Origin of the sequence: Leucobacter soli (genome assembly GCF_042659205.1) — a bacterium.
GTDB lineage: Bacteria > Actinomycetota > Actinomycetes > Actinomycetales > Microbacteriaceae > Leucobacter > Leucobacter soli.
In genome coordinates this window covers 1-4,126 of record NZ_JBHSRW010000202.1, presented here as the reverse complement: position 1 = coordinate 4,126, position 4,126 = coordinate 1, and the positions used below count along the sequence as shown (strand labels likewise).

4 protein-coding genes are annotated in these 4,126 nt (G+C 71.9%); 3 read left to right on the top strand and 1 reads right to left on the bottom strand.

Annotation, left to right across the window (positions count from 1 at the left end; genetic code table 11):
* From ACFPZL_RS10710 to ACFPZL_RS10700, 3 genes are all read left to right on the top strand, one after another.
* Positions 1–687, top strand: a 687-nt coding sequence (locus tag ACFPZL_RS10710; RefSeq protein ID WP_382335379.1) for an STAS domain-containing protein, incomplete at its 5' end; no start/stop codon positions are given.
* Positions 688–732: 45 nt separating this feature from the next.
* Positions 733–2,181, top strand: coding sequence for a MalY/PatB family protein (locus tag ACFPZL_RS10705; RefSeq protein WP_218116041.1), 1,449 nt, complete (start codon positions 733–735; stop codon positions 2,179–2,181).
* Positions 2,178–3,614, top strand: coding sequence for an O-acetylhomoserine aminocarboxypropyltransferase/cysteine synthase family protein (locus tag ACFPZL_RS10700; protein WP_218116040.1), 1,437 nt, complete (start codon positions 2,178–2,180; stop codon positions 3,612–3,614). The genes ACFPZL_RS10705 and ACFPZL_RS10700 overlap by 4 nt, the downstream gene beginning before the upstream one ends.
* A 72-nt stretch (positions 3,615–3,686) precedes the next feature.
* Here the strand turns inward: ACFPZL_RS10700 and ACFPZL_RS10695 are convergent.
* Positions 3,687–4,126, bottom strand: a 440-nt coding sequence (locus ACFPZL_RS10695) for a helicase-related protein (protein WP_382335377.1), incomplete at its 5' end; no start/stop codon positions are given.

Sequence of the window (4,126 nt, the reverse complement as noted above, 5' to 3'; positions counted from 1 at the left end):
CGGACCCGTGCCGCGGCGATCGCCCATGCGCTGCTCCTGCTGCTCGTCGTGATCGCCGCCGCCGGCATCGTGTCGCGGATCCCTCTCGCGGCGCTCGCGGGCGTGCTGATGGTCACCGCCGCCCGCATGGTATCGGTGTCGACGTTCCGCCGCGTAGCGCGATCCGGCAGATCGAGTGCTGCGGTGTTCCTGGTCACCGCTTTCGTCACGGTCGCCTTCGACCTGGTGATCGCCGTGGGCATCGGCATCGCCGCCGCCGCGTTCTTCGCGCTCCGCGCGCTGAGCCGCATGAGCGGCGCGCACCTCGAGCCGCTGCCGGGGGACCCGCAGCCGGGTGACGAGCGCATCGCGCTGTTCCGGGTCGAGGGGTCTCTGTTCTTCGGGGCTGCCGAACGACTGCTCGACGAGGTCGCGGCGCGGGACGACGTCGCCGTGGTGATCCTGCGCCTCTCGGGGCTGCAGCTGGTGGACTCGACCGGCGCGAACGCTCTCGGAGAGATGGTCACCGCGCTGGAGCGCCGCGGCGCCACCGTGCTCATCAAGGGCGTGCGGCCCGAGCATCTCCCGCTGCTCGAACGCAGCGGGGCGATCGGCGCGCTGCGGCACCCGAACCACCTCTTCGCCGAGCTCGAGCCGGCCGTCGAGCACGCCCGCAGTCATGTGCGCCGAGCCGGTTACGCGATATGACGGGGCGAGCACCCGCATCTGGCGCAACAGGCGCAGAATGAGAGCATGAGCGACGAGGACTGTTATCGGACCGCATTGGGCACGGGGGTCGACCCTTCGGGCGCGCCCTGGTCCGAACTCGACCCGGCGCGTCTCCGCGAGCAGCGCACCAGTCTCAAGTGGACGCGGTTCCCCGCCGACGTCCTGCCGCTCTTCGTCGCCGAGATGGACTTCGCCGTCGCCGCCGAGATCCGTTCGGCGCTGATAGAGCGGGTCGAACTCTCTGACACCGGCTACCTCGACAACCCGGGTCCCCTCGCTCCTGCGTTCGCGGAGTTCGCGAGGGATCGCTGGGGATGGGAGGTCCCTCACGCGCACGTGCACCTGGCCACCGACGTGGCGACCGGGGTGGTGGAGGCGCTGCGGGTGTTCCTGGCGCAGCGGGATCGGCTCGGTGCGTCGAAGCGCACGACGGGCTCCTCCCCGGACGATCCTGACGCGCGCCCTCGCCTCGTGCTGCCGACACCGGTCTACCCGGGGTTCTACGAGATGCTCGAGGAGCTCCCGTTCGAGATCGTCGAGATCCCGCTGCTCTCCTCGCACGCCGACGCCGACGCCGGCACCAGCACCGGCGGCGGAACCGACGCCGACGCCGACGATGGGGCGCACCAGCTGGATCTCGCCGAGATCCGCAGGGAGTTCGCCTCGGATCGCGGTGTCGACGCCTTCCTCCTCTGCAACCCGCACAACCCACATGGTGTGCCGTTCTCCCGCGAGTCGCTCGCCGAGCTCGCGCGCCTCGCGGCCGAGCACGACGTCTTCGTGCTCTCGGACGAGATCCACGCCCCGCTCACCTGGGCGGGGCAGACCTTCACGCCGTTCGCGCCGCTGGCCGCAGAGGTCGGGGCGCTCTCCGCGACCGCGACATCGGCGAGCAAGGGATGGAACCTCGCCGGCGCCAAGTGCTCGGTGCTCATCGCCGCCGACGACCGCGCGAACAGCCTGCTGCAGGGGCTTCCCCCTGAGACGACGACGCGGGCCAGCATCCTCGGCCTGCATGCGAACGTCGCCGCCTTCCGCGATGGGCGCGACTGGTTGGATCGGACGATCGCGCAGGTGCAGGCGAACGAGGCGCTCTTCGCGTCGCTCGTCGCGGATCGGCTGCCCGGCATCACGACGACCCGCCCGTCCGCCGGCTACCTCGCCTGGCTCGACCTCCGGGGCGCCGGGCTCGGCGACGACCCCCAGGGCCGGATCCTGCACGATGCCCGCGTCGCCCTGAACGACGGTGCGCACTTCGGGCCCGGTGGTGCCGGCCACGCACGGCTCAACCTGGCCTGCGCGCCCGAGACCCTGGTGGAGGCGGTCGAGCGGATCGCCGCGATCCTGCCCGCTCGTCCCGAAGGGACAGGACCGGCGGAACACGCGGGATCGGCGCAACCCGCGGGACCGGCCGCCGAATCGACCGAGCACGCTGCTCACGGCGAGCACGCCGGGACGGAGGCTGCACGATGAGCGCGGCGGAGCACGCGGACCGGACGACCCGCCAGGGCGCGGCGAACGATCCGATCGTCGACTGGGAGGGCTTCGACTTCGAGACCCGTGAGGTCCACGCGGGCGAGTACCCCGACGCGAACAACGGGCTCCGGGTGCCCCCCATCGCGCTGTCGGCCGGCTACGTGTTCGAGGACTTCGACGACCAGGTCGAGCGCTTCTCGGGGGTGCCCGACCGATCGGGCGCCGGCGCCTTCTTCGGGGACGACGAGGCAACGCCGGGGCCGATCTACTCGCGACAGGGCAATCCGACGAATGCGGTGGCCGAGGAGCGGCTCGCCTCGCTCGAGGGCGGCGTCTCGGCCGTGGCCGTCTCGAGCGGCCAGGCGGCGATCTCGTCGGCGCTCTTCGCGCTCGCCAAGGGCGGCGACCACATCGTGTCGACCGCCTCCATCTACGGCGGCACCCGCATCCTCTTCGGCCGCAGCTTCGCGCGCTTCGGCATCGAGGTCGACTACGTGTGGGACATCGATGACGACGCCGAGTGGGAGCGCGCGATCCGCCCGAGCACGAAGGCGATCTACACCGAGTCGATCCCGAACCCGCGCAACGACATCGTCGACATGCGACGCGTCGCCGAGGTCGCGGCCCGCTACAACCTGCCGCTGGTGGTCGACAACACCGTCGGGACGCCCGCGCTGATCCGCCCCTTCGAGCACGGTGCGGACATCGTGGTGCATTCCACGACCAAGTTCCTCACCGGACACGGCGCGGCCGTCGGAGGGGCGATCGTCGACGGCGGCACCTTCGACTGGGAGGCGGCGGAGAGAGCCGGCCGATCCTTCCCGCTCATCACCGCGGCGCCGCGGCCGGGTCTGCGTTCGATGCTGGATCGCTTCGGCCCCGGCGCCTACGCCCGCGCCACGCGGGAGGCCGTCGTCAACGACATCGGCCCGTCGCTGTCGCCGTTCAACGGGTTCCTGCTACATCAGGGCATGGAGACGCTGTCGCTGCGGATGGAGCGGCACGTGGAGACGTCGGTCGAGATCGCGAGCTGGCTCGCGGAGCAGCCCGAGGTGGAGTGCGTCGACTACGCCGGCCTCCCCGGTCACCCGCTCTACGGGCTCGCGGTGCGCGACTACGGCGCCCCGGCGGAGGACGCCGCTGAGGGCGCTGCGGCGGGAACCGGTTCGGTCTTCGGTGTGACGGTGCGCGGCGGCCGCGAGGGCGCGCGCGCCTTCTTCGACGGGTTGCGCATCTTCTCCCGCATGACCGGGATCGGCGATACCCGCTCGATGGTGCTGCATCCGTGCACGTCGACGCACGCGACGTTCCCGGTCGAGATCAAGGAGCGTCTCGGCATCGGCGAGGGCCTGCTGCGGCTCTCGATCGGGCTCGAATCGGCTGAGGACCTGATCGCCGATCTGCGCGCAGCGCTGGATCGGGTCGACTGACGCGCACGAGCGTCCGCGCCGGTGCGCTGGCCCCGGGCCGTCGACCGACGGCGGCACGGCTCACCCCACGGCTCAGTCCCCGGACGCGGGCACGAAGTCCGCGAAGGAGCTCGGCTCGAGGCCGAGCGCCGCGAGGAGTTCCCGCGTGCGCTTCTGGCGCGTGCGCGGGATCACGGTCAGCACGGTGCCGCCCTTGCCGACGCGGCCGGTGCGTCCGGCCCGGTGCACGTAGGCCTTCGGATCGTCGGGGGGATCGGCCTGCAGCACCAGGTCGACGTCGTCGACATGGATCCCGCGGGCGGCGACGTCTGTCGCGACGAGGATGTCGGCCTTGCCTCCGGCGAACTTCTCGAGGTTGCGTTCGCGCCTCGCCTGCGAGAGATCGCCGTGCAGCGCCACGGCGCGCAGACCGGCTCCGGTCAGCAGCTCGGCGACGTGCTCGGCGTAGGCGCGGGTGCGGCAGAACACGATTGTACGACCGGCGCCGCCGCCCTCGAGGGCGGCGGCGCTGG

Coding starts and splice junctions, on each gene's coding strand:
- ACFPZL_RS10705 (WP_218116041.1), top strand. CDS start 733: ATGAGCGACGAGGACTGTTATCGGACCGCATTGGGCACGGGGGTCGAC.
- ACFPZL_RS10700 (WP_218116040.1), top strand. CDS start 2,178: ATGAGCGCGGCGGAGCACGCGGACCGGACGACCCGCCAGGGCGCGGCG.